General features: G+C 63.6%; 27 protein-coding genes and 1 pseudogene. All 28 read right to left on the bottom strand.

Translation table 11 applies throughout. The features are described from left to right. Positions 1-128: 128 nt before the first annotated feature. Positions 129-668, bottom strand: a complete 540-nt coding sequence (locus tag ACZ5D1_RS08865) for a gamma-glutamylcyclotransferase family protein (protein WP_464554637.1) — start codon at positions 666-668, stop codon at positions 129-131. After that, on the bottom strand, positions 665-1,462 hold the full coding sequence (locus ACZ5D1_RS08860) for a glucosamine 6-phosphate synthetase (RefSeq protein WP_464554635.1): 798 nt from the start codon (positions 1,460-1,462) through the stop codon (positions 665-667). Before ACZ5D1_RS08860 ends, ACZ5D1_RS08865 begins: the two co-directional genes overlap by 4 nt. Continuing rightward, positions 1,447-1,968: a DUF5049 domain-containing protein gene (locus ACZ5D1_RS08855; RefSeq protein WP_464554634.1), complete on the bottom strand. Its 522-nt coding sequence runs from the start codon at positions 1,966-1,968 to the stop codon at positions 1,447-1,449. Before ACZ5D1_RS08855 ends, ACZ5D1_RS08860 begins: the two co-directional genes overlap by 16 nt. An 11-nt stretch (positions 1,969-1,979) precedes the next feature. Next, positions 1,980-2,942 (bottom strand): amidoligase family protein, encoded by a 963-nt coding sequence (locus ACZ5D1_RS08850; protein ID WP_464554632.1) that lies wholly within the window; start codon positions 2,940-2,942, stop codon positions 1,980-1,982. A 249-nt stretch (positions 2,943-3,191) separates the two neighbouring features. After that, complete coding sequence (locus ACZ5D1_RS08845) at positions 3,192-3,449, bottom strand: VrlD (RefSeq protein ID WP_092193064.1); 258 nt, start codon at positions 3,447-3,449, stop codon at positions 3,192-3,194. Positions 3,450-3,461: 12 nt separating this feature from the next. After that, the gene (locus tag ACZ5D1_RS08840) at positions 3,462-7,010 is read right to left on the bottom strand and encodes a DUF4815 domain-containing protein (RefSeq protein ID WP_464554630.1); all 3,549 of its coding nucleotides are present in this window, start codon (positions 7,008-7,010) and stop codon (positions 3,462-3,464) included. Positions 7,011-7,025: 15 nt separating this feature from the next. Continuing rightward, positions 7,026-7,559 carry a hypothetical protein gene (locus ACZ5D1_RS08835; RefSeq protein WP_464554629.1) on the bottom strand — a complete coding sequence of 178 codons (534 nt, stop codon included), beginning with the start codon at positions 7,557-7,559 and terminating at the stop codon, positions 7,026-7,028. A gap of 12 nt (positions 7,560-7,571) precedes the next feature. Continuing rightward, the gene (locus tag ACZ5D1_RS08830; protein ID WP_464554627.1) at positions 7,572-8,075 is read right to left on the bottom strand and encodes a hypothetical protein; all 504 of its coding nucleotides are present in this window, start codon (positions 8,073-8,075) and stop codon (positions 7,572-7,574) included. 10 nt (positions 8,076-8,085) lie between these two features. After that, positions 8,086-8,679 carry a hypothetical protein gene (locus tag ACZ5D1_RS08825; RefSeq protein WP_464554626.1) on the bottom strand — a complete coding sequence of 198 codons (594 nt, stop codon included), beginning with the start codon at positions 8,677-8,679 and terminating at the stop codon, positions 8,086-8,088. Positions 8,680-8,689: 10 nt separating this feature from the next. Next, entirely contained in the window at positions 8,690-10,264 is a 1,575-nt protein-coding gene (locus ACZ5D1_RS08820; RefSeq protein ID WP_464554624.1) for a phage tail protein, read from the bottom strand. Then, positions 10,264-11,673 (bottom strand): baseplate J/gp47 family protein, encoded by a 1,410-nt coding sequence (locus ACZ5D1_RS08815; protein WP_464554623.1) that lies wholly within the window; start codon positions 11,671-11,673, stop codon positions 10,264-10,266. The genes ACZ5D1_RS08820 and ACZ5D1_RS08815 overlap by 1 nt, the downstream gene beginning before the upstream one ends. A gap of 99 nt (positions 11,674-11,772) precedes the next feature. After that, positions 11,773-12,702 (bottom strand): GPW/gp25 family protein, encoded by a 930-nt coding sequence (locus ACZ5D1_RS08810; protein ID WP_464554622.1) that lies wholly within the window; start codon positions 12,700-12,702, stop codon positions 11,773-11,775. Next, entirely contained in the window at positions 12,702-13,592 is an 891-nt protein-coding gene (locus ACZ5D1_RS08805) for a hypothetical protein (RefSeq protein ID WP_302413066.1), read from the bottom strand. The genes ACZ5D1_RS08810 and ACZ5D1_RS08805 overlap by 1 nt, the downstream gene beginning before the upstream one ends. A gap of 12 nt (positions 13,593-13,604) precedes the next feature. Next, positions 13,605-14,615, bottom strand: coding sequence for a carboxypeptidase regulatory-like domain-containing protein (locus ACZ5D1_RS08800; protein WP_302413067.1), 1,011 nt, complete (start codon positions 14,613-14,615; stop codon positions 13,605-13,607). Further along, on the bottom strand, positions 14,612-14,920 hold the full coding sequence (locus tag ACZ5D1_RS08795) for a hypothetical protein (RefSeq protein ID WP_020886740.1): 309 nt from the start codon (positions 14,918-14,920) through the stop codon (positions 14,612-14,614). Before ACZ5D1_RS08795 ends, ACZ5D1_RS08800 begins: the two co-directional genes overlap by 4 nt. 10 nt (positions 14,921-14,930) lie before the next feature. After that, the gene (locus tag ACZ5D1_RS08790; RefSeq protein ID WP_011366988.1) at positions 14,931-15,194 is read right to left on the bottom strand and encodes a PAAR domain-containing protein; all 264 of its coding nucleotides are present in this window, start codon (positions 15,192-15,194) and stop codon (positions 14,931-14,933) included. Then, positions 15,191-15,565: a hypothetical protein gene (locus ACZ5D1_RS08785; RefSeq protein WP_281791787.1), complete on the bottom strand. Its 375-nt coding sequence runs from the start codon at positions 15,563-15,565 to the stop codon at positions 15,191-15,193. Before ACZ5D1_RS08785 ends, ACZ5D1_RS08790 begins: the two co-directional genes overlap by 4 nt. A 12-nt stretch (positions 15,566-15,577) precedes the next feature. Beyond that, a complete protein-coding gene (locus ACZ5D1_RS08780) occupies positions 15,578-16,627 on the bottom strand; it encodes a phage baseplate assembly protein V (RefSeq protein ID WP_281791786.1) in 1,050 nt (349 codons plus the stop codon). Further along, positions 16,620-17,039, bottom strand: coding sequence for a DUF1353 domain-containing protein (locus ACZ5D1_RS08775; protein ID WP_281791785.1), 420 nt, complete (start codon positions 17,037-17,039; stop codon positions 16,620-16,622). The genes ACZ5D1_RS08780 and ACZ5D1_RS08775 overlap by 8 nt, the downstream gene beginning before the upstream one ends. Next, positions 17,036-17,410: a YcbK family protein gene (locus tag ACZ5D1_RS08770; RefSeq protein WP_028577505.1), complete on the bottom strand. Its 375-nt coding sequence runs from the start codon at positions 17,408-17,410 to the stop codon at positions 17,036-17,038. The genes ACZ5D1_RS08775 and ACZ5D1_RS08770 overlap by 4 nt, the downstream gene beginning before the upstream one ends. After that, positions 17,403-18,686 carry a phage late control D family protein gene (locus tag ACZ5D1_RS08765; RefSeq protein ID WP_302413068.1) on the bottom strand — a complete coding sequence of 428 codons (1,284 nt, stop codon included), beginning with the start codon at positions 18,684-18,686 and terminating at the stop codon, positions 17,403-17,405. The genes ACZ5D1_RS08770 and ACZ5D1_RS08765 overlap by 8 nt, the downstream gene beginning before the upstream one ends. Positions 18,687-18,752: 66 nt before the next feature. Continuing rightward, a complete protein-coding gene (locus tag ACZ5D1_RS08760) occupies positions 18,753-19,043 on the bottom strand; it encodes a LysM peptidoglycan-binding domain-containing protein (protein ID WP_464554618.1) in 291 nt (96 codons plus the stop codon). Further along, a complete protein-coding gene (locus tag ACZ5D1_RS08755) occupies positions 19,040-19,510 on the bottom strand; it encodes a CIS tube protein (protein ID WP_199263733.1) in 471 nt (156 codons plus the stop codon). The genes ACZ5D1_RS08760 and ACZ5D1_RS08755 overlap by 4 nt, the downstream gene beginning before the upstream one ends. Positions 19,511-19,513: 3 nt before the next feature. Further along, positions 19,514-19,825 carry a DUF7768 domain-containing protein gene (locus ACZ5D1_RS08750; RefSeq protein ID WP_464554617.1) on the bottom strand — a complete coding sequence of 104 codons (312 nt, stop codon included), beginning with the start codon at positions 19,823-19,825 and terminating at the stop codon, positions 19,514-19,516. A gap of 2,444 nt (positions 19,826-22,269) precedes the next feature. Next, positions 22,270-23,283: pseudogene (locus tag ACZ5D1_RS08745) on the bottom strand (phage tail tape measure protein); the annotation flags it as partial. 329 nt (positions 23,284-23,612) lie between these two features. Next, entirely contained in the window at positions 23,613-24,290 is a 678-nt protein-coding gene (locus ACZ5D1_RS08740; protein WP_464554615.1) for a T4 family baseplate hub assembly chaperone, read from the bottom strand. Positions 24,291-24,305: 15 nt separating this feature from the next. Then, on the bottom strand, positions 24,306-24,752 hold the full coding sequence (locus tag ACZ5D1_RS08735) for a phage tail protein (RefSeq protein WP_225940361.1): 447 nt from the start codon (positions 24,750-24,752) through the stop codon (positions 24,306-24,308). A gap of 30 nt (positions 24,753-24,782) precedes the next feature. Beyond that, the gene (locus ACZ5D1_RS08730; protein WP_464554614.1) at positions 24,783-26,312 is read right to left on the bottom strand and encodes a phage tail sheath C-terminal domain-containing protein; all 1,530 of its coding nucleotides are present in this window, start codon (positions 26,310-26,312) and stop codon (positions 24,783-24,785) included. Between the last annotated feature and the right edge of the window lie 2 nt (positions 26,313-26,314).

Genomic DNA, 26,314 nt, shown 5'->3' with positions numbered 1-26,314 from the left:
ACAAAGCCAAATGTTTAAGGTTTGGGTGGTCTATACCCGTTCTCATCCGGTTTGGTCGGACTAAAACAGAATAACACTACGTGGCGGGCGAGAAAATGTCAAGGCAATGTTTGCCTTTTTAACCGAGTTTATCCGAATGAAGTCCCTGTCCAGATCCTTTCGGTTCGATTGCCGGATAGACCTGGACGCATCGGTGAACCGTCGTAAATCCAGGCGGCGCAGGGCTTTCTGTTCACCAGCACCGCCACCATCACCCGCTGGTACATGCTGTGCCCGCCGGGCCGAAAGCCTTCCAGCCGGTCGATAGGTGGCAGGTCGCGTTGCGGGTCGGTGAAGGTCACCAGCTCTCCGTGGATCAGATCCCAGTCGCCGGTCGGGCGGCCGAACCGCGGTATGCCGATCTCCTGCTGTCTGCTGGCGTCGGCCAGTGGATCGGCGGTGCCCCGGGCCAGGATCAGACCTTCCGGCACTTCGAGGGCTGGAAAACCGGCATTGAGATGGTAGAGCCTGCCCCAGACCACGGCCGGTTCGACGCTGCGGGCTTGGGCGCAGAAGCGTTGATGGTTCCAGTAGCCCCGTTTCAGGGTGCCGTAGACGAAGAGCCGGAGGATGGTCTCGGGAGTGTCTTCCAGGTTTGTGTTCAGCTTCGCGGTGTCTCCAATGTTCATGCATTCACTCCTTCGGGCAGTGTCCCTTTGCGCTCCTGGGTGATGAAGCGAAATTCGCTGTTTTCGATAGCCCGCACATCCGCGTGGCGGATGGTGAGCATGGTCATTGGCGGCACCTCCAGCTCGCGCCAGCCCTTCTCGTTGTCCACGGCAAAGTCGATGAAGGCGGCCTCCGAGGCGTAAAGCACCACCCGGTGCTGGCGGTGGATGCGCAGGCAGAGCGGCTTGTTGCCTTTGAGCACGGTGATGGTGCCCGGGTCGAGCCGTGAGGCCAGCACGGCGCTCATCTGGCCGCGACAAAGGGCAAGCGCCTTCTTCAGGCCGTCCTGGTCGATGGGGCCTTCGGGCGCGAAGCGGTCGGCCAGGCGGAAGATCAGCTCGCTGTCCACCTCGGCGTAGCGCGGCAGCCCGAGGCGGCGGAACAGGTAATCGGCGTTGTAAATGGTGCCGTTGTGGGTGCCGATGACGATCCCGGCCCGGATGGGATGGTTGTTGCGATTGTTGAACTCGTTGCCCCGGGTGCGCCAGCGGGTGTGGCCCATGAGAACGGTGGTCTCGTTGTCGACCTGCCCGAGCAGCTCTTGGAACGTCTTCTCGTAGACCAGCTCGTGCGCCCGCATCGGCCGCTTGAAGATGCGGTGGCTGCCGTCGGTCTTGAGCCAGGCGAGACCGGAGGCGTGCGGGCCGCGCTCCTCGCTGTGCAGCAGCATGCGGATGAAGAGCTCGCGCAGATAATCCTGCTCGTCGTGCCGTCTGCGCTTGCGGCCGAAGATGATGCCTACTTGTCCGCACATGGAGCCGGGTCCTCCTTGCCGCCGAAGTTCTTGCCGAGCGGTCTCACCCCCTCAAGGACGAAGGCCGCGTATTCGCGCCGGTGGACCGCCAGCCACTCGGCCACCTCCGGGTAGCCCATCTCGGCGGTCAGCCGGGTCACCTCCGGGTGGTCGAGCATGTTGGTGCGCCCGGAGAGCCGCACCGTCTCCAGGGCTTCGAGGAATCGTTCCGGCCAGGGATCGCTGGCCTTGTCGTCAGGCAGAAACTCGATCAGGCCGTGCCGGGCCAGACGGGTGAGAAACTCGGCGGCCGCAGCGGCGGCGTCTTCCGGCAACGGCTGGGTCGGCCCGCCTTCGATGCCGGAGAGCACTTCGGTCATGTAGTCCCGGGGCGCTCGGCTGGCGGTAAATGGCGTCTGGCCGCGCATCAGCTCGACAACTTCGAGGCAGTCGGCGGCCTGCAGGGTTTCCCCGCTGCCGGGGATCGGTTCGCCGTCCAGCGTGGTGGAGCGGATCAGAATCTTCATGGGTCACCTCCTTAAACAGTGAGGCCGGGAACTTGCCCGGCCTCGTTGGTGAGAGTGGTGGTTTCGGGTTCGTCCGGAAGGACGTCCTCCGGTTTGGGCCGTCCGTTCTTGAAGGCGGCATCGCCGGGCATGTTGGCCATCAGATGCTTGCGGGCGGTCTTGAACTCGTCGCCGATCAGGCCGAGGTGGAGCAGGAAGACCCGGAAGTCGTACTTGGCGCTCTGGGGATCGAAGTCCCGCTTGCGGCTGGAGGCGGCCCGGCCGTTGAGCGCCTTGGCTGCGACGGCGAGGCAGAATTGCAGGTAAGCCTTGATCCGCCCCGCGTGAAGGGTCGCCTCGAACCAGCGGAACTCCACCGTGCCCCGGTACCAGACGTTGTGCAGGTTGACCCCGTGATAGCGGCTGTTGTCGTAGTGCTGGGGCTGGCGGTTGTGGTAGCCGTACCAGATGCGGTTGAGCTGGTCCTTGGTGCGGGGTCGATGCTGTTCGATGCGCTGGATCAGCTCGTCGCTGACCGGCCGGGTGTAGCGGTTGAGCCGGTCGCGGCTGATGCCGAGGGCGTGGAGGATCAGCGGCTCCTGCTTGTAGATGATCTTGGCCAGGTTGCCCAGGTGCCTGCCGTCGAAGGGCGCGGCGTCGATATGGATGTGGATGCCGCACTGGCTGTTGATCTTGCCCCCGGCGCGGCGGATGGCCCGGACCACCTCCTGCAGTTGCGGGATGTCGTCGTAGCCGAGCACCGGGCTGACCACCTCGGCCCGCAGATGGGCCGGGACGCTGGTCAGGGAGGCGTCCCCCACTACCTTCCAGACGCGGCCGCGCAGGTCCTCGACCTCCCAGGGGTCGTAGCTGCTGGGGATGCCGACATGGCGGACCGTGCCGCCCACCACCGAGTGAATGGCCCAGGCGATTTGCTCCCGGGTGCGTTTTACGGTCTCGATCTCGATCCCGTAGTGGATCTCTTTCAGGTTCATGCGTGCCTCCGTCGTTCATGGCGCTTCTAAGTCGTTGTCAGGCAAGGCTTTTTAGCCTCCGCTTACACCATGAATGAATGCTTCTTTCCGGACACAAATCAAGTAGAAGAACAGCCGAAGCCGACATTTAACACCTTTATTTTCAATGACTTGAGAACTTGGCTGGATTGGGCGGCGCACAGGCGGCAGAAACCCCGGAACGGGCTGGCCGTATCCGGGGTTTCTGGGTTGGTGGTGGCAGTGAGCCGGTCAGCCGGAAGCGGTATCAGAGGTGATCAGGCTGGCGTGCAGCTCGAGGTTGCGCGACTCGTCGGCCCGCATCCGCGCCAGCAGCGCCGTGAAGGCCTCCGCTTCGGTGGCCGGGAGCTTTGACGCCCGTTCCAGCCGCGCCAGGCGCTGGTGCAGATTCTCCAGCAGGCCCAGGGCGTGGTCGCGGATCAGGCCATCGCGCTTCTCTTGCGGCGTGGGGATGAACTCGGTCAGGCCGCCTTTGCGTCGAACGATCATGGCTGTGCCTCCTTAGCTCAGGGTCGCGCCCAGCGAATGGATGCGCGGGTAGATCAGCGGCGTGCCGGTCATTTCGGCCTTGTAGCGGACCTTGTTGCCGGTGTTGTCGGTGAAGGTGCGCACCAGGGTGTACTCGGTCCAGCTCTCGTCGATGGGCCGGGTGTCCTGGATGGTCATCGCCTCCCAGGTCAGGCCGCCGTCGTTGCTGGCGAACCATTGCAGGGTGGTGCCGCTGGGGATTTGCATCTGCACATAGGCCTTGGTCGACTCCACGCCCTGGGTCAGCTCGTTCTCGCGGGTCAGGTAGGCCCCGGTGGTCTTGTTGAGGTAGCCCACCAGGTTGACATCGCGGAAGTTGATGGCCGGGGTGTCGTTGGAAAGCGAGCTGCTCAGACGCACGCGGATCTGGACCCGGGTGGCGAGGTTGGGCAGCCGCTCCTCCTCTGCGGGAACCATGGCGTCCCAGGTCACGCCGCCGTCGGTGGAGTATTCCCAGTCGAGGCCGGTGCCCTGGGGGATGGCCGAGTATTCGTCGAGGTTGATATCGGAGAACTGCACGCCGGTGATCGGCTGGAAGCGGATCATGCCCTCGGATTGAAAGTTGTAGCCGTAGATCTTCATCGCCAGGTCGGAGCCGTTGAGCGGCGTCCAGGTCTCGGCGTTGGAGCTCTCCAGCAGCACGCCTTCCATGTAGGTCTGCCGGGTGATGATGCCCCAGCGGCCCATCTTGCCAAGAGTGGCGGTGCGGACCTTGTAATTGGTGCTGTTGGTCAGCAGCACGACGGAATAGCTGGTGTTGGCCTCGGCGTAGAACGGGTCGTCGAAGCGAATGCGGGTCTCGCCGCTCAGGCTGATCTCGTTCGGGGCCAGCACCTTCTCGGCGAACACCACGCCGTTGGGCAGACCGGTGGTGACGCCGCGAATCTGCACCGTGACCGGGATGCTCGGGTCCCTGGCGGTGAACTGCAGTCCGATGCTGGAGATCACCTGGTTTTGGGTGAAGCTGAAAGTCTGGGCCAGCGGATCGCGGGGCACGAAGATGGTCTGGGTGCGCCAGACCACCTGCACCACGGGCACGCGGATGATGCGGTTTTCGATGATGCGCTCGATGCGGGTAATGACCAGCGGATCGTTGATCTGCAGGCTGGCCCGGGCCGAGTAGACGCCATCGGCCATCTCCACGATCCGGTTGCCGTTGCGGGCGTTGGTCGGAATGGTGAAGGAGGCGCTGACCCGACCGGCCTCGTCGCTGATCAGGTTGCTGGCCATCACCTGGCCGTCGCAGCGCAGCACGATGCCGGACTTGCTCGGGGTGAAGTTGATGCCGGTGACGGCGATGCCGGTCTGGCCGCGCCGCCCGAGGTTGGGCGTGATCTGCAGCATGGCCGGGGGCTTGTCGAACACGGCGTAGGGGTTGATGTTGCGCTCCTCGGACCAGTCGTTCTGCTCCACCAGGACGGTCTCGTTGCCCGGCAGCAGCGCCAGACTGCCGAAGAAGCTGGCGTTGCTGCCCGCCTGATCGACCGAGAGCACCGTGGAGTGCGGAATGCGGTCCGGCGCGACGAAACGGGCGATCTCGTTGACCCGGGCGTCCCATTCGGCGTGGTAGATGTCCGACTGGGCGGTGTTCGAGAAGTCGTCCGAGTAGATGCCTTTTTTGGTCTGGGCGTCCCGGTTCTGCAGCTCGTTGTTCATCTGGTACTGGGCATCGTTGTACTTCAGGTCCTCGACGTCCTGAATGATGTCGTGGATCTGGTCCATGGTGATGCGGGTCAGGCCGAAGTTGCGGATCTCCATGTCGGTGGAGTTGGGCGGGCAATCGATACTACACAGCCCCAGGGCGTTTTCCGGGACGATGGGCAGCTTCGGGAAATCCGCAGGAGCCCCTTCCAGCCGCTTGATCTCGGTGGTGGTGGCGTAAACGATGTCGCGGCGGCCGAGGTAATAGTCATAGTCCAGGCTGCAGTTGGAGCCGTTCACCGGCTGATCGCCGAGGCTGCCGCGCCCGAAATTGATCACGTTGAGGTTGCCCAGCTCGAGCTGAACCGGCGACATGGTGAGTCCGGCCGTGTTGGTGGCCGGAGGCGAAGCGGTGCCGATCTCCTCGACGCCGTCGTCGACGTAGGAGAGCGCCTCACTGCCCAGCTCCATCAGACGCTTGTAGTCTGTGCGTGCGCCGTTTGTGGAGGCCCGGTAGACGCGATAGCCGGTCGCGCCGCTGACCGGCAGCCAGGAGAGCTTGTTCATCTCCCCGGCTGCGGTGGCCCGGGCAATGACCGCAGCGGCGTTGAAGGCCGTCTCGCCGGTGGCGTTGTAGGCGGTCACCAGATAGAAGTAGTTTCCGGCCGCCGGATGGTTGGCCTGTCCGAACCAGCCGCTGTCCACGTAGTCGGTGCCCTTGATCATCTGCTTGGTGTAGGTCCAGCGCACCGTGTAGGTGGTGCCGATGGCCGGTTCGTTGCCGGAGCCGAGCCAGTCGACATGGTTGCCCGACTGCTGCCAGTCCACGCCTTCCTGGAAGATGGTCGCCCCCTGGCTGACCTCGAGGATGTCCACCACCGGATTGGGGTCGAGCAGGTCTTCGCCGCCGCCCACCGAGCCCCGAGTGACGTTGCGGGTGATCTCGACGATGGCCTCCACCTGGGTCGTCTCCTTGAGCGGCGTGGAGTTGACCGGATAGCGGCGCTTGTTGATGTCGAAGGTCTTCTGCTCGCCGCGCACCGACTTGGTGGCGATGGATTTGGGCACCAGGGTCGAGGTGGGCAGATCGCGCTGATGGCGGAAGCCCTGGATGTAGGCGCGTCCGGCGTTGGTGATCGCCTCCACGCTGTCGTCGTCGACACCGCCGATGAAGGTGTCGAAGCCACGCACCAGATAGCTTCCGGCCTGGTCGAAGGTGCGCTCGGCCAGATTCTGAATCAGGGAATTGAGCCCCTCGGCGGCGGCGAAGGAGAGCTGGTCCTCGGTGATCGAGGAGACGGTGATCCGGCTGCCCGGCAGAGTGCCCAGCAGATCCCGCAGGTAGAGGTTGGACTTCTCCTGCACCGTGGGCGTGACATCGCCGCTCTCGCGGTCGAACTTGTAGATCGGGATCACCCGGCGTTCGGCCACGTTGTTGGGCAGCGTCTGGCCGCTGGTATCCGTCGCCTTGAGGGAGAGTACCCATTTCTCCCGCTCGGCGGTGGGCTCGCCGGTGGCGGGATTGATCAGGGCCGGGTCCTGGGTGTAGCCGTAGTTGTACTTCAGCAGCTCCACGTAAACGTAATCGGCTCCGCTGGTGGTGGCCGGATCATAGGTCAGGGTCGCGCCGCTCACCTGTTCCAGATGGCCGTCGATGTAGACCACGCCCGGGGCCAGGGTCAGGACGTTGGCGGCCGCGCTGACCTCCAGACCCATGATGATGGAGCCTTCCTTGAACAGGAGGTCGGCGATCTTGCGCCGCTCCAGGTTGATGATGTCCTGCTGCTCGTTGAGTTCGGAATCCAGCAGGTCGCGATCCTGATGGTAGCGGATGCGCTTGTAGTTCTTGGTCGGGTCGAATGTCTCGCGTGAGATGCTCATGTTTGAATCCTCCAGTTAGATCTTGATGATCCCGACCAGCTCCACGCGGGTGTCGGAAATCTTGTTGAAGTCGGGAATGTTTTTCACCTCGTACAGGTAGCCCGGGCGCAGCATCTCGCCGGTCGGGTTGGTGTCCTGATGGAACACGCCGCCCATGGAGAGATCCCCGGTGACGCTTTGCACGTACTGCACGTCGCCGCCGAAGAAGCCGTATTCGCGGATGGTGATGCCGTTGGCCTCTGCCTCGTCGAAGCGGAAGAAGATGCCGATGGTGTTGGTCTCCTCGCCGGTTTCCAGGTAGCGCACGCCGTTGACCAGGAGCGCCCCTTCGGCGTCCTCCTTGAGGAAGGTCCGCTTGTAGTAGCGCTTGCGGGCGCGTTCGTTTCTGAGCCCGGTCTGGCCGATGTCCGGCGCGGGCGGATTCTGCGGGTCGGTAAAGCTGGCATCCCCGTCGCCGATGGCGCAGTGAGTGATGCCGTCCACGGCCTGGCCGAGGAGGAGTTTGGCCGTCAGTATCCGGCCGGTTTTGACGATGAGTCCCAGTGCCATTGCTGTTCTCCTTTAGGTCTGAATTTCGTGGTCTTGATCGATGAGCACCGCGAACAGGATCTGGCGCGTGTCGGCCAGCAGCCCGGCCGGGATCGCAATGCGCTGAACGGTGTCGGATCGGCTGATGTGTGCGCCGGATGTCCGGACGCTGGTGTCGATGCTCCGCAGCCAGGGGCGCGTCACCCGCACCGCCGTGTCGGCATCGACGCCCAGACGGCCATGGACGACGAGCCACAGGTCGGCGCTCCGGTTCAGGCGGTTGTGGACTGCTTGGCCGGTGGCGAGCAACTTGGTGACTTCGGCGAGGACGACCGCCTGTGTCAGCGCCATCACTTCAACCGATTGATGGATTCGGCAGGCCGCATCCAACTCAGCTTCGAAAGCGCGAACAACCCGGCTGGCGGTATCCGTATCCACCAGGATCGAGCCCAGGAGCGCCTGACGGGTGTCCAGGTCCCTTGCCCAAGCCCGGGTCACCTTCGCGGAAATGTCGATGTCAACCGTTATGCCAGCCATCTATGCGCCTTTAGAGAATCGGGTTTTCCGTGCCGGTCAGGCGCAGCTTGATGTCGAGTTTGTTTTGCACCGGCGTGCCCGGGAGCACGGTGCAGCGCCGCCAGAAGGACAGCGTCTGCAGGAATGCCTTGTCGCCGAGATTGAGCGGTGCGCCCTGGGTGGCGGTGTCGAGTCCGGCCTGGGTCAGGGCCAGGCGGTACCAGACCGCTTCGTCGGTGCCGGTTTCGTCGATGGGATCGAGCACCAGCCCGGTGTAGTCGTAGCCGGAATAGACGGTCGTTCCGGCGTCGTGCGCGGCCGGAGCGGTGTTGGCAACGCCCCGCTGTACTGTGAGATTGGCGGTGCCGCCGCCGCTTTCGACGAGCATCTGCTCGCCGTCGATGATGATGAGTTCGCCGTCGGTAAAGCGCGGTTCGGCCAGGACGATGGAGGTCTGCGCCGCGTCAATGGCCGAGGTGAGGCTCGTCTGCTCGTTGGCGACGTAGAGCTGCCGATCCTTGATGTCGCCGTCGGTGCCGTTGTAGCTCTCGGCCTCGGGGCGGCTGAAATCCCCCTCGGAAATCTGCTGGGTCAGCGCTTCGTCAAGGTAGAGATGTATAGCCATGGGTTCTCCTTCAGGTGGGCCACTGGGTGGCGCGATAGTTGTTGATGGCGGCCTCGAACCCGGCCTGCGTGGGCGCGTGCAGATCCTGCTGACGGAACAGCCAGAGGTAGGACGGCCGCGACCAGCGGAATCCGGCCTGGTTGAGGCGCATGCGGCTGACGCGCAGGGGTCGGGTCCGATCCACGGAAAGGCGCAGGCCGGTGGTGTTGAGCGGACTTGCGCCCAGCTTCATGGTCTCGACCCGATGGCGCTGGAGAGAGCCCGTGTCCACGTAGACTTCAAGCGAGGCCCGTTCGCCGGTCAGATTCGCATTGCTCAGATACCGGGTGTTCAGGGTGTTCGCGTTGAGCCGGAACACAGGCCCTCTCCGCCGCCATCGGTCGATCCGGTCGACGGCCAGGGTGACGTCCGCGTCGCAGCCAGCGGTGGAGGCGAGCAGCAGATTGCTGATGCCGCCCTGGTTGGCGGTGAGATCGAGACCGGCGTTGAGCCTGGCGCGGCCGAGCTGGAAGCAGAGACGGTGTCGGGATTCCAAGGGCAGGCGCAGGTCGTACTTGGCCTCCGCCCGTTCGACCGGTTCCGCTTGCGTGTCGAAAAAGAAGTCCTTCTGCCGGAAGCAGTAGCGCAGCGCGGTCTCGCCATGGGTCAGCGGCTTGCGGTTGAGATGGCTCTCGCCCAGCCCGAAGCCACTTTCCAGCACATCCCCTTCGAAGTCGCGGCCGGTGTAGATGGGCGTGCAGAAGGAAACCCGATCCTCGCCGACACGGGTGTACGGCAGCCGCCAGTCGTTGAGGGCCTTGTGGTTCAGGCGCATCCGGTTCTGGCGGCCGTGAAAACGGGAGACCTTCACGGCGGCCCGGTCGATTTCCGGGACCATTTCCGTGGTACTGGTGAGCTGCAGCAGCTCCCAGGCCCTCTGCTTGTTGGTCAGGTGACGGCAGGAACCGAGCGAGGAGCGGCCAAGGACGAAGGTCTCGTCGAGAAACGCCAGCACGATCCGTCGCACGGCGTTCGCATGCCCGAAGTCGAGCATTGCGCCGCCTTCGATCCATTCGAGCAGGAACTGGAGCCAGAAACAGCGCGTACCCGCCGGGTGGTGAAACACCAGGGCGTCGCGCAGCCCCTCGGTCTGGTTGAGACACAGCACGCGAAACACTCCGAGGCTGAACACCAGCCCGGGCAGCTTGGCGCTGCTGAGTCTGGAACGGGCATTGAGACGAAGAGCCGAGCGGAAGGTCTCCTGGAGTTCCCCCTGCCAACCGAGCGCATTGAAGTCGCGTTCGATGGCCGGAATGGTGCCCTTGCGGCGATAGATTTCGACCGCCTCCCGCACACGGCGGCGCTGGCAGTCCGGCGAACAGGTGCCGTCCACCTCGAGACCAACCAGTCTCGCCAGCAGCGGCAGAAAGCGCTCGTCGCAGTGATCGACATCGAAAATGGTCGGGAAGTCGTCGATGGCCTGCTTGAGCTCGTCGAGCGTTCCGGCGGGAAGGCTCAGAAAGGTGCGCAGGTCACCGGCCTCGTCGTTGTGCTCGTAAAGCGGCGGCAGCAGGCCGGGCAGATTGTCCTTGAACCAATCAGACATCAACCGGCCCTCCGCAGATCTAGGTTGACGGTGCCGAGAACCGGGATTTCGCTGTGGCGCAGCTCAATGTCCTGCTGGGGCGCGTAGAGATGCATGTGGCTGACGCCGCGCACGCCATCGATCAGGGCCACCAGGTCGGAGAAGTGAATGGTCTGCCCGAAGGAGACCCGGTCGAAAGAAAAAAAATCGGTGAGCGCGGCTTCGATGCGGCTGCGTACGTTTTCCAGCGGTTCACCGGGCCAGATGTAGACCTCGGCGTCGATGGAAACGGGCCGGTAGATCGGGTCGAACAGGTTGATCTCGACCGTGATGACCTTGCGGCGTTCGAGAAACTCGGCGAGGTCCCGTTTGAGCAGCGCCGAGGGCATTCCGCCGCCGTTGGGGGCGATGGCCAGTTGAACGTTGTAATAGCGGATGTTCTGACAGGCATTGGTGTCGAGCACCTTGGCCTTGGCGACGCCGGGGTAGCCTTCGGCGAGGGCCTGGTAATCCTCCAGGGTGACGGCCTTCCAGAGACTGCGCAGCTCCGCCGGTGCCTGTCGGCGGGCGTGTTCGAGTGCTTCCCGCGAAGCGCCACCGGTGGCGGGCACAGGATTGGTGACGGTCAGGGAGACCTGGCCTCCGTCGAGGTAGACCGGGCTCAGCAGTTGGGTGATCCGATTCGGACCGAGATTGCCCTGGTCTCCGATGGTCTGCAGATAGCTGACGGTGATGGCGCTTCCCTGAGCGGGTACAGCGCCGCTTTGCCCGTCGCCGAAAATCAGGGTGGAGATGTCGAGGGCGTCCAGGTCGGCCATGAAATGGCGGCTGTCGGCCAGGCTGTCCTGGAAGTGATCGACATCGCTCCAGGCGTCGTCCCCCACCGTAACGGTGATGGTGCCCTGGGCGATGACGTCGCCGGTCAGGCGGATGCGCTGGAATGGCAGCCCCGTCGAAGTGAAGGTCTCGGTGCGGCGCACGCCTTGCCGACCCGGGATGTCTACCGAGAGTACGCCTCGCGGGATCAAGCCGTCCTCGACCGTCTCGAAATCCGCCTCGCCGTCACTCAGCAAGGCGCGGCAGGCCGTCCCCGCCGGAATGGTCAGATCCTTGCCAAGCGGGGCGGAGAGCCGGAAGCGAAGCGTGGTGGTGGAGGCCACCGGAGAATCCAGCCGGTAGCCGATGAGTTTGCAGAGGTTGATGACGTTCTGGCGCTGGCGGGCCGTGGGCAGAAAGGCCTCCGCCGCCTGGGCATCCAGGTAGTAGGCCAGCATGTCGCCCACGCCGCAGAACAGATCGAGCAGGACGACGCCGAGATCGGAGTGATTGAAATCGGTCCAGCGGTCGGTGAGCTGCGGGATCTTCGCCAGCAGCTCCTGACGGATCGATTCGTAATCCTTGTTGATGTATCCGATGCTTGCGCGGCCCATGGTCTCTCCGGTTTTCGGCGGTTACGCAAGAGCGCCTGATGCTCTCGCCACGCCGGTTACTTACCGGAAGGGGCCTGGATGTGTCGGAGGCGGGATGCCTCAGAGCGGGCCGCGCAGTTGCCAGACGGGATTGGGCTGCCCGGATGTGTTGTTGAGGTAGTGGGATTCCTTCTTGCCTTCGAAATAGAACAGACCGATGCGGCCCGGCTCCAACGTGGTGATCCGGTGAACGGTGCCAGCGGCGTTGTCTTCCGCCTGACTCTGGGTGTCGAAGCCCAGACCGCTCGCGGCCAGATAGAGGGCGTGCTCGGCCTGGGGGGCGTTTGTTTCGGGCGCTCCCTCGAATGTCAGGTAATGGCCGTGGTTGTCACCCGGATCGCTGACGATCCACTTGCCGTTGCGATCCTGAAAGGCTCCCTCGATGTAGGCGACTTCGTATTCTCCGGCTGGCCAGATGAAGGAATCATCTGGATCGGGGCTCAGCTCGGCCGCGTCGAACCAGAGCAGATTGAACAGCGAGCGCACGTCCGGCGACAGGCGCACGCTGCGCACCGGTGGCGGTTCCGGATCGGGTTCCGGCCCAGGTTCCGGCTGGGGATAGCTGGGCGCGGGATTGTTCGGGTCTTCTCTGTAGAAGGGATAGACCAGGTTGCCGTCCACCTGGCTCTGGATCACCCGGTAGGCGATATGCACCAGCAGCAGGTTGCCGTCGATGTTCAGCGGCCGGTCGTCGAAGCGCACCTCCGTGATGATCACTCGCTTTTCCCAGCGCTTGATGGCGTCGATCACGTAATGGCGCAGCAGGCCCTTGAGCACCTCGTCGTTCTGTTCGAACACCAGATCCTTCAGCCGGGAGCCAAACTCCGGATTCATGAACCGTTCGCCGATCCGGGTGCCGAGGATCTGCAGGATGCTTTCGCGAATATGCTCGTGCTCCCGCGAGGTGGCGGTCGAGACCTGGGTGCCGCCGGATAGCGACTGAAACCGGAACGGGTAGCGCAACCCCTTGCCGAGAAAGTCGTAGCTCATCAGGTACGCTCCTCGCAGTCGATGCCGCACTGTCCCGAGCAGCCATTTTCCGAAGTGCCGTCGTCGATAGGTTCTCCCTGGAACCGGACCACCAGATCCAGACCATTTTTCAGACCCAGGTGGATGGTGCCGTCCGCCTCGATCAGCCCGCCGTGGCCGGACTGGCCGCACTGGAATCCCTTGGCTCCGCCGGAGAGCAGACGGACAGCGATGGTTTCGCCGATGCCCTCGATGCGGCCGATGCCGATAATGTCGATAGGTCCGGCCGGGTTGATCAGGGTGATGAACCGCTCTCGGTGATCGACGTCGAGACGGATGCCCTCGGGCAGAACCACCGCGAAGCGTCCCGCGCCCATGGCGGTCGGCTCGATCCCGGCAGGCAGTCCGCTGACACCGGCTGCCTCCTGGGTCGAACGCAGATAGGACTCGATCAGGGTGTAAAGGCGTCCCGGGGAAACCTCGATGGTTGTGCCGGGTCCGGGGGTGACGACCTGCTGTTCTCCTCCGTCGATGACGCAGATTCGCTGGTCGTCAGTGGTCCGAAGAATCATGCCGTCGGGCAAGGTAAAGAGCCGGTTGCCGTCCGGCAGATCCCGGGGCTCGGTGCCCGCTGGCAGTTCGACGAAGGGATAGAAATCGGGCTCCGGCCCGATCTGTACCTGATCCAGGTACTCCTGGGTCCTGGCCTGCTGGGCCTCCAGATAGGCCTGGGCCTGGCCGCGCATCGCCTCCGAGGCGACGTGACCGGCCTCCAGCAGCGTGCGGATGCCGGAAAGCTCCTCACGGATGCCGGACAGGTGATCGCAGAGCGCCCGCAGCACATACTGCTGCTCGCCGGAATCGGTCTGTTCGATGGTGGCCTGCAAGTCGGCGGGTTCTTCGGAAATCATCGACAACCTCCATTACATGCCGACATTGGCGGGTTGGGATTGATAGCTCATGGCGTTGACCGCCGTCACTGTTCCGGTCGCGCCGTCGATTTCGAACACGGTCCAGACCGTGCCGGGGGCGTTGGGAACGTTGAAGGTCTGCTCACGGCCATCGCTCAAGAACACCTTCACCGATGCTCCCGACTGCGCCAGGCCGGTGCTCGGATTGGCGTTGCGGTTGGTGTAGTCGTGGACCGCGTAGCGGTAGACGCCGGGGATGAGCCGATGGATGGTGATGGTCTCCGGCCCGTAGGAACTGGTGTCGTCCACGTCCAATTCCGCCGCCTCGTTTTCGATGGTGTGGGAATAGAACACATGGAACCTGCCGCCGGATGGCGTCGGTCCGGTGAGATGGGAATCGAGGTCCCGGGGATTCAGGCCCCACTGCAACACGATGCGGGCGACCTGGCCGTCGAGCTCGGGCGAGAGAACGATCTGGATGTCGCCGGAGGTGTTGGGGGCGGCATTCACCCAGCCATGCCAGGCGATGTATCCCGGCGCGGTGACCTCCACGTAATAGAACCCCTCGGGTACGGACAGCTCGAACCCGCCATAGGCGTTGGCGAAGGTCTGGTACGCCGCCGGGCCGGTTTCCGAGCGGCGGAATTCGATCAACGCGTTGCCGACGCCGCTGGTGTTGAGGGCGTTGACTACCGTGCCGCTGAGGAAGACCGATGCTCCGCTGGCAAAGTCCGGGTGGTCGGCGAACCAGGACGGATCGCGGACCTCCACCAGAACATGGCGGAGACTGTCCCGGGCCGAGGATCGCCAGACCATGAGCACGGCGTTGCCGATGGTCCAGCCGCAGCGAATGACACCGTCCGGCCCGATCTCCGCGACCTCCGGATTGCTGGAGGAAAAGACCGGGGCGTCCACGTCGCCGCGCAGGGAGAGCGGAATCCGTTGCTCGAACTCGCCAGCGGAGAGGCGGATGGAGCGAGGCTGAACCTCCCAGTGGCTGTAGTCTGGCACGGTATCGGTCATGAAGGAACCTCCACCGGTGCGGAGACGCCGCCGCCATAGACCTCGACTTGGACGTGACGCAGGCTGAGCCGCTCGGGCGAATCCCAGACCAGGATCATGGCCGCTCCGGGAACGAAGCCGCATTCGACATTGCCGTCCTCATCGACACTGGCCACGTCGGGATTGGACGATTCGAACACCGGCGCTTCGGGTAGACCACGGATCGAGAGCGGAATGCGCTGGACGAATGGGGATCGCGAGACCCGGATCAACTTCGGGAAGACATCCCAGTAGTGCGGTTCCTGCGGCTGTTCGAGATTGTTCATCGCGTCCCCCTCAGTTGTCGATGGTGTCGGGACTGCCGGTGACGATGATGGCTCCGCAGGCGGTGATGTCGCCGATGCGGGCGTTGGGCAATCCTTCGGTGATGGTGTCGAAGCTGCCGGTCACAATGGGCGTCACGCCATGCCCAGGGATGGGACAGACGTGCAGATCACCCATGCGGGCCACCGGCATGCCGTTGTCCAGCGTTCGGCTCGCCCCGGTGATGATGACGCCGCCGTGACTGCTGATGTCGCCGAGTCGCGCCTGGGAGCTCATGGGTTCACCTTCAGCAGCAGATGGATCAGAAAGCCGACGAGTCCGCCGATGGTGCTGCCGATGGTCAATACTAGGCCGACGATCTTCCACATGGTCTCGGTCCCCATCTTGGAGCCGACCCGGGCATGTAGCCGGTCGATCTCCTCGGCGTGCCGGTGCAGATCGGAATAGATCGAGCGGACCAGCACCTCGACGTTTTCCTTGTCCGATTTCTTCTCGATTTCACGCTCGATCTTCTCGAGGCGGTCCTGGATTTCCCGGCGGTGGTTTTCGAGGATGCTGCGGAATTCTTCCCGCCAATGATCGAAGGTCCGGGCCAGCAATTCCTCGCTGCCCGAAAGCCCGGAGGGCGTTGTTGTTCTTTCTCCCATGAAATGCTTCCTTCAGGTGTTGATCAAGACGGTGTTCGTCGAGCGAATGAGGATGTTTCCGGACACCCCATCCATGAACACAAGGCTGCCGGACTTGTCGGTGGCGCTGATGCTCTCCTGGCCGGGCGCGGCGTTCATGCGCACCACCTGACCGGCCTTGTCGGTGAGCCGGATCTGTTCGGCGGCGGTGGTGGAATCGACGAGGATTTCCTGAGTGCCGTTGAGCCCCCAGATGTGAACCTTCTCCCGACCCTTGGTGGTATCGATGAGGATCTTCTGCCAGCGGGAGCGGCCCTTGTCGCACGAGAGGATGTGAACCTTCTCCTTGTCCTGCCAGGCTTCGAGGATCACCTGCTGGCGGCAGAGGTCGGTGAGCTGGATGCGGGCGCGGGAGCCGACGATCTGCGAGGCGATGTCGAGCTGGTCGCCTTTCTCGGCGTCCTTCGTGCCGCGCCGCAGGGCGTTGCCGCTCTGCATCTCGGGCTTCACCTTCCCTTCCATGGTGAGGATCTGTCCGGCGCGGTCGATGATGCGCAGCAGCTCGTCGCCGTCGCGGTCATCGGCCAGGATGGTGTGGCCGGTTTCGGTCTTGAGCAGGACCTTCAGGCGCGGGCAGTAATACGGCGGATGGCCGTGGTACTTCTTGTGTTCGAGATCGTCGTGCCGGTTGGCCTGATGCTCGATCTTGTCCTCGCAGTCATGACAGAAGGCATTCGCGCAGGTGCGCTTCGATTCCTCGGGCTGCTCGCCGGGATTGCTCTTGGCCAACCAGACCCCGGTCCAGATCGGATACTGGACAACGCCGCCCTCGAACTCGGCCCAGACCGAGGCACCTTCCTCGGGGACCAGGAACATGCCGGTGTCGTCGTTGCCGCCGTAGGGGAAACAGGGAACGGCCCATTCGGACCAGTTCTCCCGCCCGCAGCCGAGCACGGCTGGGATCTCCAGGCGGACCCGGCCAAGGCGTTCGGGATCGTTGTTGTCGCGCACGAAGGCCCGGTACTTGCCGTACCAGCGGTTGCGGTAGCGCTCCTCGGATTGACGGTCGCGAGTTTCAAGCATGCTCCGTCTCCCGCTTTCGACTGGCATCCCAGGCCAGCCAGCCGCCCAGGCGAACCGCCCAATACATGACCTGGCGTTTCCACAGAGGCACGCCAAGGGCCGCCATCAGTTCGAGAAAGACGCGGTCGGCAGCAAGCCGCGAGACCTTGCCGGTGTGGTAGAGGTAGTCGTGAACGACGGCCGCCGGGGAATATCGTCCCCAAGGCGGCACCACGCGCCAGAACAGGCGCGGCACCGAGGCGAAGTCGGTCTCGAACCCGGCGGGCACTTCGATGATGCGGCCAGCGCCGGTGCGGACACGGAACGGCTGGGTCAGCCTCGCGGTCATTCCATTGGGCAGGATCTCCACCCGAAGCGGTCCGGAGAGACCCAGCGCGGTACCCGAAAACAGGGTCTTGATTTCGGCGCTCATGACCGCCACCTCGCCTTGCCCGACTGGCGCACATCGAGATGGACCCAGGAGGCATAGACGCCGATGCCGCCCTCGCGGAAGAGCGGAATTTCCTCGGCGATGACCGCCAGTTCCTCGGGCGAAACGCCTGCGGGACAGCTCACGTCGGCCGCCATGCCCAGCGTGTGGAAACTCTGCTCCGCGCCACCCACCGCCTTGTTGTGCCGATTGCAACGGAAGCCGCTGGTGATGGACAGCGGCTTGCCGATGTGGTCACGCAACGCCTGCAGGGCGTCGACCAGGTCGGGATGGACCGCAGCCGAATGGCCGCAGCAGTTCTTGCCCTTGCAGGCGAATTCCGAACGGTTGAAATTCTTGCTGAGATCACCCATTGCCGCCTCCTTGTGTGACCGCGCCGGAATCCGCGTTGATGGTCACCATAGCTGGCGGCTCGTTTTGCGGCGTGGGCGGGGCCTCCTTGTCGTTGGGTTTGCCCTGGGACTCGGCGGACTTGTCGCCCGCGCCCTTGCCGAGGGCGTTCTTCTTGAGTTTGAGTTCGCAGAGATAGCCAGCGCCGCTGATGCTGTGGCGGACCGAGTGGCAGTAGTAGATGCCGGAAAACTTCCGTCCCACGCCCTTGATCTCGACGTTCTTCTTGGCACGTAGCTGGGGAATGCCGATGGTGGCCGCATCCGCCTCGACCTGGCGCAGCTCGGCCTCGCGAAATTTGCCTTCGGCGCTGTCCTGGGCGGGCTCCTGGCGCGGCTCTTCGTGAAAGCCTTCGGAACGGTCGAAGCTGGGCACGATCTGCCCCGTCTCCTGTTCCTTGAAGTTGCCTTCGCCGGTGTTGCCGTCGACCAGATAGGTCTGCTTGCCCAGGGCCGTCCGCTCGGGCGTGGTGGCGTTGTTGGCCTTGTGCTCGACCACGTCCTTCTTGCGCGGGTCGACGCCGACCGTCTTGGTCTCGACACCCGCGCCCTTGGCTCCCTGGGATTGGGTGCTGGGACGGAACGAGCGCAGCAGGCCCTTGGTGTCGGTGAAATATTCGAGGGTCAGCAGCGGCGTTTGGTCGAGTTCGCGAGGATGGAAATGGAGTTCGTCATCCTGGATATAGAAGACATAGCCGCTCACGCCGTCGCCATCGCGGTCGCGGGCCTTTTCCGCCAGCTCCTTGAGGAACTGGGCATCCGAGATGTTGCTCTGGGTGACGCGAAGATGTGTTCCCTTGGTGGCCGTGACCACCGGGGTGAGGCCGTTGGCGGCGGCGATCTGTTCGGCGATTTCCGAGTAAAGGATGCCGGGAGCGGGTTTCTGCCAGACCTTCTGGTTCTCCTTGCCCGCGAGCTTGAATCCCTTGTCGTAGGCCTTGATGCGGATGGTCGGATCGCCGTTTTCCGGGAAGTCGTAATCGATGTCCTTGATGACCGCCTTCTTGCGCGGAGAGAGGTTCCCCACATAGCCGAAGCGGGCCACGATCTCGTTGCCTTCCTGGAACAGCGGATCATCGACGAACTGCAGGTTGCGGTCGGTCACCGACAGCTCGAGAACATCCAGCTCCTCCTCGTTGTCGGTGAAGACGAACGAGGTGATCTCCTGGGTGATGTCCTTCGAGAGGTCCTGCCCCTCGATCTGAATCAGAAATGTCGGCTTGAAGGTATCCAGATCCATGCGTCTCTCCGGCGGTTCGCAGTTCCCTGCTTACTTACCGGAAGGCATGGCGAGGTGTCGGACGCTTCAGTCGAGCAGGCGCATCTGGACGTGTTCGCGAGAAGGAATGCGCAGGGCCAGGCCGGGCTCGAGCGCCAACGGGAAAAAGAGGTCGTTGTAATCACAGATGATCCACCAGAGTCTGGCGTCACCCAGATAGCGGTACGCCAGCAGATCCAGACGGTCGCCCTCGACCACGGTGTGCAGGCGGTCGTCGTGTCTGGGGGTGGTGTCGATGCGCTGGCGCATGCCGAGGGAGGTGCCGTCGCTGTCCCGGTAGAGAATGCTGCGGGCGTAGCGGGAATCACGGCCGATCATGAACGTACCTCCGACCAGTTGATGGAACGGTCCACATATTCCTCGAGGACGATGTCCACCTCGGCCCGTTGCGGCAGCAGGCTGTCCCGGTCGAACAGGCCGAAGAACCGCGCCTTCACCTGCCGGACGATGCAGGTCACGCCGGGGTAGAGATCGCCGAAAATGAGCAGTACGCGGTGCGGCGCGTTCTTGAGCATGGTACCGGCGTGTTCCGGATATTGCAGCGAGCGGAGCCAGTCGACCTTCTGTTTGACCGGCCCCTTGAACAGCTCGACCTTGAAGGCGATCCGGCGCGGTTCCCCGGCGACGTACTGGTAGCGCGGGTGGCTCATGCCGGGGATCTTGATCGTCGCGTAGTCGGTCGACTTCTCGTCGCTGATGGAGTTGGGGTTGTACTGGAATTCGAGCCGCTCCCCCGTGTCGGCGTCCACCAGATATCCCTTGATGGGCTGTTGATCCCAGGCCATTGCTTACACCTCGGCGATCTCGATGATTGGCTTGCCCAGTTGTCTGGCCCGGTCGAGTTCCCGCCGCATGCCGCTGGAAATGCCGTTGCCGGTGAACGCCCACACCTCGTCGCAACATTCCATGTAGGCCAGGCCGCAGGCGATGCCAGTCTCCCGCTGATCGGGAACGCTGTCATCGGTAAAGGTTGGATACAACAGGTGCGGCGCGAACGGCGCGTGACCACTTCGCATGATCCGGCGGCAAAGCGCCTCGGCGACCCTGACGTTTCGGGCTATGTCGCCCGCGAACGGGCTGCAGACAAAGATACGTTTCATCGGTCCTCTCAAAGGGTTTCGTAGTTTCTGATCTTCCGCTCCCGAAGATCCTTGTAGACGGCCTCGGCCACCTTCCGGCCATCGATGTTGGTGGTCACGCTCAGTTCCACCGGTCGGTCGGCCAGGCCATCGAGGCGCGAGAGCAGCGATTCCAGCAGCTCACGCAGACCCGGACCGGCTTCCTCTCCGCGCATGGGTGTCGATGGAGCGGTGCGAGCCGGAGCGATCAACCGTTCGGAAGGCACCGTCTCGGCGAGTCCCGATTGCAGGGGCTTCGCTATCGGAGTCGGAGCGGCCGTTATGGGCCGCTCTATCCCGGCCGGAGCCAGAGAGGCGTCTCCCTTTTCCAGTGCCGGTTCCACCGCGAACGGGTGGATATAGCTCTTACTTACCGGCTCGACGGCCGCCGCGACGGTCTGCACGGTGCCGTTCATCGGTTGCGGAGGCGGCGCGGCCGTGGCCATGACCGGCTGGAGCATCAGCATGGCGCTCAGAGCCTTGGGAACCAGGCGTTCGTCCAGACGCGGTACGAGACTCAGCACGCTTTCGATGATGCGTTGCCCAATCGATTCGGCGGGCGGCGCGGCCTTGAGCGGTTCCTTCTGCTCGGCCACCTGCGGAATCGGGGTCCGGGCTCCCAGCATGGCGCGAGCGGAGGAGAGCAAACCGTTGGCGATCCCGGCACTGCGATCCTTGATCGCCTGAATGCCCGCGCTCGCGCCACTGGAAAGCCTCTGCCAGAGGGTTTGCCCCTCGGCACCGGCGTTGGTAAAGATTCGACCGACAGCGCCGGGCACGGCCGACAGCGTGGCAACGATCCGGTCGCGGAGATTGACGGCTCCCGTGGCCAGCGCATCCCAGGCATTGACCTGGGGTGGTTTGAGCGCCAGTACGGGCGTGTCGTCAAACAGGGATTGCTTGAGACCGCCGAAGATGGCACCGGCCTTGGCCGCGACGGTTTGAGCCCCGGAGGTCAACCCATCCCAGAGTTTTCCAGCCATCCGGAAGGGAGCCGAGGCGGCGTCCATGAGGTTGCCGCCCGCCGTTTTGATCTGCTGCCAGGCTCCCGCAGCGGCCGAGAGAATCCCGCGAGCGGCGAAGCCGAACACTTTCGCGGGCAGCGACTGGGTAAGGCTCATGCCGTCGGCGAGGGTCTTTAGCAGCGCGGAACCGGAGGCGGTCAGGCTGGCGAGTGGTCCCTCGCGGGCATCGGAGAACGGCAGCAGATTGCGCAGCTTGCCCAGGGCGTTCTTGAGCATGGTGACGGGATAGGTCACCGCCGACCAGATCCCTTCGCCCAGGGTGATCAGCAGCTTTTTGCCCGCCTCGAAGAAGGTGGTGTCCCCGGCGAAGAAAGAGCGCACGGTGGCAAACAGCTCACGCAGTGTGCTGATGATCGGCAGATTCAGAATCGCCTGGCCGATCTGTCCGGCGGCGTCGGCCACCAGGCGTCCGATGGAGGTAAAGATGCCGGAAATGAAATCCCAGACACCGACCATCACATCCCGCGCCCAGCGGAACGGGGTGGCAAGAAAATCGTAGACCGCACCGCCGATGGCCTTGAGACCATCCAGCAGGGAGATGTCACCGGTCAGCACCTGCCAGACGGAATAGACGATCTTCCCGGCGGCCATGAAGGCCTCGCCGATCATGCGCACGGGCAACAGGAACTTGTAGATGAACTTGGTCGCTCCGATCAGGGACCCGACGATGATCTTGCCGACCCAGACCACGCTGCGCACCACCACCGCCAGGGCTCTGACAATGAGCGACAGGTTCCAGGCCACGATCTTCAGCGCGAATGCCAGCCCCTGCAGAAGCACACCGGCGACGGTGCCGATAACCGTGCCGAAGGTGCGCCAGGACGACCCATCGGTGGCGCTGGCGGCCACGTCGAAGATCTCCACCACCGAAAAAACCGCGCTGGCCAGCGCCGCATAGGCACTCATCAGGGTGCGGACGGTCGGTTCGAGGATGGCGCGGATGCGGCCAAAGGCATGGGAGAACGCGCCCCACAATCCGGCCATGGCCTCACGAACCCGGTAATAGGCCTTGAAGACGGTGACCACGAAGCCCAAAAGCCCGGCGGATTCGAGCTTTTGGGCCAGTTCGGCCGACATCTGCCCGACGCCGCCGCTGAGCGAACCCACCAGCTCCCTGATCCCCTGGAAGACCAGCGAGACCTTGTTCCAGGCCCCGGTGATGACATCCTGGATGCCGCCGAAGTTGGTTTCCCAGGCACGTTTGAGCAGATACACCGAGAGGATCACGCCCGCGATGATCGCGGTGACGGGCAGAAAATAGGTCGCGACCGCCGAACCCACCCCGGCGAGCGCGGCGCTGATGGCCACGAACCCGGCCTTGATGGCGGGAAGCATGAGTCCCACCATGCCTACGGCGGCGGTGACGGCTCCGGCCGTGACCAGAATGGTGCCGAGGGCCATGGACAGCCCCAGGACCACCCGGGTCACGCCCGGCATCGATTTGGCCATGCGCTGCAGGAACAGAATGAAGCGGGAGACCCCGTTGATCACCGGCGTGACCACCGGCAGCAGAGTGCGGCCCAGGATTTCGCTGAGGTTGGTCATCTGCTGGCGCAGAAGCAGGAACTGGGCTCCGATGTCCTGGTTCATGGCTTCGGCCATCTGCTCGGTGACTGCCGTGCCGGTCTTCATGGCCCGGCTCACCGACTGTATATTGCCTTCGAGGCTCTCCATGCCCGCCGACATCTGCAGCAGGAACTTGACCGCCTCGTCGGAGCCGAAGGCCTTCTTCAGCTTCACCTGGGCGGCGGCGTTGGAGAGGTCGGGGAACTGGCGCTTGATCTCCTGCAGGATGGGAACCACGCCCTTGAGGCGGCCGCTGGTGTCGGTGAAGGACAGGCCAAGCTCGTCTCCGGCCTCGGCCGCCTTCATGATGAACGCCTTGTACAGCGTGCCCGCCTCGGAGCCAGGCATGGTCGTCTGAAGTTGGCCAAGCACGGCGAGCTGCTCGTTCAGGGGAATGTTGCTCGCCGCCGCCACCGCGCCGATGTTTTTGATGGCGTCGGCCATCTGGGTGCCGTTGGTCTTGAACGAGGCCACGGTCTGCGCCATGGCTCCGGAAAAGGCGGTCGCCCATTCCATGTCGTTCATGTCGGCCATGATGGGCTTGAAGATCCCGTAGGCCGTGGTGAATGTGCCGACCATCTCCTGGATGGTGGCCTTGGTCGCCTTGGCGGTCATGGCGGCCATGGAAGTGAAGACGCCCACCGCCTCGTCGCTGAGGTTGGACAGGGCCGATTTCACGTCATAGGTGGCGGTGATGAAGGCGGCCTTGTCGGCACCGGACCATTGGTTGGTGAAGGATTCAGCGGCGTCCTCGATGGCGCGGAGATCCTGCACGCCCAAGGACGCCAGCTCTCCCAGGGCCTTCTGGGTCGCGGCGGTGGATGCGACCAAGGCGGCGGGCACTGCCATCAGGGCCAGTCCCGCCCCCAGCATCATGGTGCCTTGCTGGATACGGTCCAGGTTGCTGGTCATCCGCTCGCTGGCATCCGCCACGGTGGAATCGAGGTCCATCATGGAGCCACGGATGCGCTGCGCGTTCTGCGAGAACGCATCCTTCATCGATACCACTATGCCCAGTCCGAGATCGCCGTTCATCTATCGCCGTTCCGTTTGCTCACGTTCAAAATCAAGCTGCCGCTCGAGGGCCTCGACGAACTGACGCCGGACCCTGAGCGGCAGCGAGCGGGTTTCCGACCAGCCCCAGTGCAGTCCGCCGTAAGCGAGAAAGAATGCGTCGCTTACAAGCGAACTCCGGGGAACAAAAAAGCCGGTTCGGCCTCCAGTCGGGTGCGGATCTTGGTGCCGCAGCCATCGCATTCGGTTTCGACCGAGGTATCGATTCCCGCGTCGACCCGCGACATCTCCTGCCGCAGGGCGTTGCGGTCGCGCATCGACATTTCCGCCAGGCTCTTCTTGGAGGGAGCCTTGCCGTCGATGTCGAGGATGCGGATGAGCATGGCCGAGGTGATGTTGGGCTCGCGCAGGCTGGCCAGACGCTTTTCCTTGTGGCCGTCGAGATATCCGAAGCGGACGGTTTTCTTCGAGCCGGGCAGCTTGAAGGCGAACTCCCGCTCCTCGCCGTAGGGAGTGACCTTGAGATCCTCGAGATTGACGGTCACGAAGTTGGTCATGCGGCAGGCGCTGTTCGGGCAGCTCAGCTCCAGCTCCACCTCGTCGCCGAGGGAAATCTGGCGCAGGCGGACCAGGGCGAACAGCCGGTCACCCGAGAGCAGATTCATCACCTCGGAAAGATCGGGGTCGGTCTTCTCGCCCAGCCGGACGAAACAATTGCGGAGCACCTGGTTGATCGCCTCTCCGGAGCGGATCAGGCGCTGGTTGGTGAGCAGTTCTTCCTCGGCCCCGGTCATTTCCCGAAGCTCGAGTTCAGTGCCGCTTGGCAGTTCAAAGCTGTACATGGTCGATCCTCCGGTTTAGGTCCAGTATTGGAAGCAGATGGTGAGCTTCTCGATGGTGTTCTCGGTGTTGCCGCCTTCGAGCTCGTCGTATTCGAGCGCCTTCACCCAGGCCCCGTGCAGGGTCCAGCGGCGGGTCTCGTTGCCGGTGCGGTCGTAGCGGACAACGTCGATGTCGCGCATGTAGTCGGCCGGAAGGCCGCCGGTGACGGCGTTCACGTCCACCTGTTTCTTGATCCATTCGCGGGCCGCCTCGTCGGAGCCGTCCTGAAGGTTTCCCTTTTCGAGGGTGATGTCCTCGAACTTGACCCGCCCCGCCACCTTTTGGTCGAACATCGAACCGGCCGGGGCAAAGGCCACTTCCTCGAATTCTGTTTTGGGCTCCTGTCCCTTGTGGAACAGGGCCACGTCGAAGCCGTTTACCTCGATGGCGAACTGCCAGTTCTGGTAAAGGCTCTTGGGCATGTTTCCGCTTCTCATAGCCGTGTTCTCCCGTTAGATGATTTCTTTGAAGTCCGCGCCGGTGCTGGTCAGGATGAAGTTCAGCTCGATGAACTCCGCCGTCTTGGTCGGCTTGACGAACACGCGGGCCACCATTTCGTTGCGGTCGATGACCGCCGGGGTGTTGGTCTCCTCGTCGCACTGGAAGGCGAAGTCGTAGAGGCCACCCTTGTCCTTGATGTCCTGAAGGAAGGGATTGATCAGGCGGCCGAGGGCACGCCAGGTCTGGGGATGGTTCGGTTCGAACACCACGAAGCGGGAGGATTCCGAGATGGCTTCCTCCATGTACATCATCAGACGGCGCACGTTGATGCGGTCCACGGCCGAGGGCTGGCTTTGCAGCGTCTTCTGGCCCCAGATGTTGATGCCGGTGTCGGGGAACACGGCGATGACGTTGACCCCTTCCGGATAGAGCACATCGCGCTCGCCACGGCTGGTCTTGTAGGCCAGGGAGAGCGTGTTGAAGATGCGGCCACGGTCGATACCGGCGGGCGCGTTCCAGACGTTGGTCTTCTGGTCGCTGCGGGCGATGCAGCCCGCCACCGCGCCGCAGGGCGGCACCAGCTTCTTGCGCGAGTTGACCGGATCGCTGATCTCCAGCCAGGGGTAGTAGAGCGCCGCGTAGGAGGAGTTGAAGGCCGCGTGGCTGTACATCCCTTGTCCCTTGCGGAAGTCGACCGCTTCGAGCGGCTCCAGGTGCATGGGCGTGTCGGCGATGAACAGCAGATCCTTGCGCCCCTCGGCATAGGCGATTCCGGCGTTGATCACCGGCACTGTGGTGACGCCGGGGACCATCAGCAGGTTCAGGGCGTCGATCTCGTCAAAGCCATAGAGGCCGGTATGCTGCGAGGGATCGCCGATGAAGTCCGCATCGGCCAGATCGGTCAGCCCGTTGTCGCCGCCGCTGAGCGTGAACACGCCCAATGCCGGACGGTCGCTGGGCGTTCCCATTGCTGCGGCCAGATCCTGGACCAAGATGAAATCCGAGCGGTCGTTGATCGCCAGCTCCACATGGTTCGGCAGCGTCTCGTCCATGCTCAGATCCTTGAACACCTCGACCACATCGCCTTTGTGCCGGACCACCAGATTGAAATGGTTGGCCGGATCGAGAGAGCCGTCCTCGATGGAGATGGAGAGTCGGTCACCCCAGACGCCTTCGTTCACTGCTTCTATCCGCAGGGTGTCGGCGGGCGTCGCTTCCCGGTTCTGCAGCACGACGGATGACTTCAGCGCCGTCAGGGTGTCCCGGTCGGTGGGGTCGGTGAGATGGGCGATGCGGGTGACATAGAGGACCGATCCGCCGTTGTCGAAAAATGCCCGGGCGGCGTAGGCCAGATAGCTCTCATTGATGTAGGAGTCGAAACGGTTGATGAACTGCTCCCAGCTCGTCACCAGTATGGGCTTGTTGATGGGGCCTTTCTCGGCCACTCCGACCATGGCGGCCGACGAGGTCGAGATCTGCTTCACATAGAAACTGAAGTCCGTTTCTCGGGTGTAAATCCCGGGCGATAGATAGGTCGGCATGG

This window comes from Oleidesulfovibrio vietnamensis (genome assembly GCF_055388115.1).
Note: the sequence above shows the minus strand (reverse complement) of the source record. Positions and strands in the feature narration are given on the sequence as shown.

Excerpts from the sequence above, each read along its gene's own strand:
- ACZ5D1_RS08730 (WP_464554614.1), bottom strand. The coding sequence starts at position 26,312 with ATGCCGACCTATCTATCGCCCGGGATTTACACCCGAGAAACGGACTTC.
- ACZ5D1_RS08750 (WP_464554617.1), bottom strand. The coding sequence starts at position 19,825 with ATGAAACGTATCTTTGTCTGCAGCCCGTTCGCGGGCGACATAGCCCGA.
- ACZ5D1_RS08785 (WP_281791787.1), bottom strand. The coding sequence starts at position 15,565 with ATGGGAGAAAGAACAACAACGCCCTCCGGGCTTTCGGGCAGCGAGGAA.
- ACZ5D1_RS08765 (WP_302413068.1), bottom strand. The coding sequence starts at position 18,686 with ATGGATCTGGATACCTTCAAGCCGACATTTCTGATTCAGATCGAGGGG.
- ACZ5D1_RS08790 (WP_011366988.1), bottom strand. The coding sequence starts at position 15,194 with ATGAGCTCCCAGGCGCGACTCGGCGACATCAGCAGTCACGGCGGCGTC.
- ACZ5D1_RS08845 (WP_092193064.1), bottom strand. The coding sequence starts at position 3,449 with ATGATCGTTCGACGCAAAGGCGGCCTGACCGAGTTCATCCCCACGCCG.
- ACZ5D1_RS08775 (WP_281791785.1), bottom strand. The coding sequence starts at position 17,039 with ATGAGCGCCGAAATCAAGACCCTGTTTTCGGGTACCGCGCTGGGTCTC.
- ACZ5D1_RS08755 (WP_199263733.1), bottom strand. The coding sequence starts at position 19,510 with ATGGCCTGGGATCAACAGCCCATCAAGGGATATCTGGTGGACGCCGAC.
- ACZ5D1_RS08850 (WP_464554632.1), bottom strand. The coding sequence starts at position 2,942 with ATGAACCTGAAAGAGATCCACTACGGGATCGAGATCGAGACCGTAAAA.
- ACZ5D1_RS08825 (WP_464554626.1), bottom strand. The coding sequence starts at position 8,679 with ATGGCTATACATCTCTACCTTGACGAAGCGCTGACCCAGCAGATTTCC.
- ACZ5D1_RS08760 (WP_464554618.1), bottom strand. The coding sequence starts at position 19,043 with ATGATCGGCCGTGATTCCCGCTACGCCCGCAGCATTCTCTACCGGGAC.
- ACZ5D1_RS08800 (WP_302413067.1), bottom strand. The coding sequence starts at position 14,615 with ATGACCGATACCGTGCCAGACTACAGCCACTGGGAGGTTCAGCCTCGC.
- ACZ5D1_RS08805 (WP_302413066.1), bottom strand. The coding sequence starts at position 13,592 with ATGATTTCCGAAGAACCCGCCGACTTGCAGGCCACCATCGAACAGACC.
- ACZ5D1_RS08780 (WP_281791786.1), bottom strand. The coding sequence starts at position 16,627 with ATGCTTGAAACTCGCGACCGTCAATCCGAGGAGCGCTACCGCAACCGC.
- ACZ5D1_RS08735 (WP_225940361.1), bottom strand. The coding sequence starts at position 24,752 with ATGCCCAAGAGCCTTTACCAGAACTGGCAGTTCGCCATCGAGGTAAAC.
- ACZ5D1_RS08815 (WP_464554623.1), bottom strand. The coding sequence starts at position 11,673 with ATGGGCCGCGCAAGCATCGGATACATCAACAAGGATTACGAATCGATC.
- ACZ5D1_RS08810 (WP_464554622.1), bottom strand. The coding sequence starts at position 12,702 with ATGAGCTACGACTTTCTCGGCAAGGGGTTGCGCTACCCGTTCCGGTTT.
- ACZ5D1_RS08770 (WP_028577505.1), bottom strand. The coding sequence starts at position 17,410 with ATGGGTGATCTCAGCAAGAATTTCAACCGTTCGGAATTCGCCTGCAAG.
- ACZ5D1_RS08795 (WP_020886740.1), bottom strand. The coding sequence starts at position 14,920 with ATGAACAATCTCGAACAGCCGCAGGAACCGCACTACTGGGATGTCTTC.
- ACZ5D1_RS08830 (WP_464554627.1), bottom strand. The coding sequence starts at position 8,075 with ATGGCTGGCATAACGGTTGACATCGACATTTCCGCGAAGGTGACCCGG.
- ACZ5D1_RS08865 (WP_464554637.1), bottom strand. The coding sequence starts at position 668 with ATGAACATTGGAGACACCGCGAAGCTGAACACAAACCTGGAAGACACT.
- ACZ5D1_RS08840 (WP_464554630.1), bottom strand. The coding sequence starts at position 7,010 with ATGAGCATCTCACGCGAGACATTCGACCCGACCAAGAACTACAAGCGC.
- ACZ5D1_RS08860 (WP_464554635.1), bottom strand. The coding sequence starts at position 1,462 with ATGTGCGGACAAGTAGGCATCATCTTCGGCCGCAAGCGCAGACGGCAC.
- ACZ5D1_RS08740 (WP_464554615.1), bottom strand. The coding sequence starts at position 24,290 with ATGTACAGCTTTGAACTGCCAAGCGGCACTGAACTCGAGCTTCGGGAA.
- ACZ5D1_RS08835 (WP_464554629.1), bottom strand. The coding sequence starts at position 7,559 with ATGGCACTGGGACTCATCGTCAAAACCGGCCGGATACTGACGGCCAAA.
- ACZ5D1_RS08820 (WP_464554624.1), bottom strand. The coding sequence starts at position 10,264 with ATGTCTGATTGGTTCAAGGACAATCTGCCCGGCCTGCTGCCGCCGCTT.
- ACZ5D1_RS08855 (WP_464554634.1), bottom strand. The coding sequence starts at position 1,968 with ATGAAGATTCTGATCCGCTCCACCACGCTGGACGGCGAACCGATCCCC.